4 protein-coding genes are annotated in these 1,219 nt (G+C 35.3%); all 4 read left to right on the top strand.

Translation table 11 applies throughout. The features are described from left to right. The coding region (locus GNF10_RS36980; RefSeq protein WP_185607501.1) for a tyrosine-type recombinase/integrase at nucleotides 1-189 on the top strand (189 nt) is incomplete at its 5' end. A gap of 190 nt (nucleotides 190-379) precedes the next feature. Continuing rightward, nucleotides 380-649: a hypothetical protein gene (locus tag GNF10_RS36975; RefSeq protein ID WP_185580671.1), complete on the top strand. Its 270-nt coding sequence runs from the start codon at nucleotides 380-382 to the stop codon at nucleotides 647-649. A gap of 10 nt (nucleotides 650-659) precedes the next feature. After that, the gene (locus GNF10_RS36970) at nucleotides 660-875 is read left to right on the top strand and encodes a hypothetical protein (protein ID WP_185592562.1); all 216 of its coding nucleotides are present in this window, start codon (nucleotides 660-662) and stop codon (nucleotides 873-875) included. A gap of 62 nt (nucleotides 876-937) precedes the next feature. Next, a partial coding sequence (locus GNF10_RS36965; RefSeq protein WP_185607500.1) for a hypothetical protein occupies nucleotides 938-1,219 on the top strand: 282 nt, incomplete at its 3' end.

Here is a 1,219-nt window from a genome sequence, read left to right as displayed (position 1 = left end):
ATTCGTATTCACGACCTACGGCACACTTTTGCTACAGAGCGAGTGGGATTAATGGGGATTGAAGAACTCAGGGCGCTCATGGGACATGAAAGCATTCAGACAACATTACGGTATCAAAAAGTAACGTCACAACGTGCAGAAATTGTGGCACAATTAGCGTTAAAAAGCCTACCAAATTTTTCTGAATAATTTCAGCATATAACTCACTAAGTGTGATAATAAAAAAATACTTTTGCCAAAACATACCATCCTTGGTGCAGAGAATACATACTACTCTGCACCAACAAAATAAGGGTAATCAACCACTTAGGTAAAGCATCAGCCATCGCACTGAAAAACAATAAAACAAGATTATCCATCAAGTGACGAAAAGGGAATTATGACTCAGCATATTGAATCAGTAGTAACCAATCGGTTAAACACCATCTCCTACCACCTGACTAATTTTGGTGAAAACCTGAGCAAGATTGATCAAGCTATTGATTTACTAGAAGATTTAAAAGAGGAATTGGATGAGGCAGGCAACCCAAATGACCTAAATGATTATGTTTGTGGTTCTCTTTCAAGGCTAAAATCATTAAAAAAAGATTTTTCCAATGACATATCAATGATTAAAAAACAATTATCTTTATTTGTTAATTTTGAATGACCAATGACTAATGACTAATGACTACTCCGGAATTATGCCTAAACGCAAAACTCAAAGCACAAGCAATGAAGGATGTTGGCAATTTTTAGATTGTGAAATGCTCACTGGCATTCCTGCTGATAAATGCCCCAATGCTAAATCTTGCAAAAATAACGCATTAGAAAGCCAAAATAGATGGTGCTTGATTCCGGGTGGCATCCAGCACAAAGAATTTGGCCGCGTCTGAAGTGACAAAATGGAGATTTTGAATTTTTATACAATCAGATCATCAAAACATGGATTTATACAATGAGAATTACTGAGATTTACGTTAGGAATAATTGTTTAGTATTTTGTACAGATGATGGATGTAAATCAATTTATCATTTATCAAATATTGTTGTAGATACAGGCTTATCAATAGATTCGCTCTCTCCCGAAAACCTACCAGAATCAAGAGTAGAAAAAATTATTGAAGCTGAAGGTGAACAAATAACAATAATTGAAATCAAAGGACCAGTTGGTAGATTAGAAAATGCGGAGAATTGCCTTGAGGCTAATTATAATGATGCTACTCACAGTTGCTCTTAT

It is taken from the genome of Nostoc sp. UCD121, assembly GCF_014222285.1.
Taxonomy (GTDB): Bacteria; Cyanobacteriota; Cyanobacteriia; order Cyanobacteriales; family Nostocaceae; genus Nostoc.
Note: the sequence above shows the minus strand (reverse complement) of the source record. Positions and strands in the feature narration are given on the sequence as shown.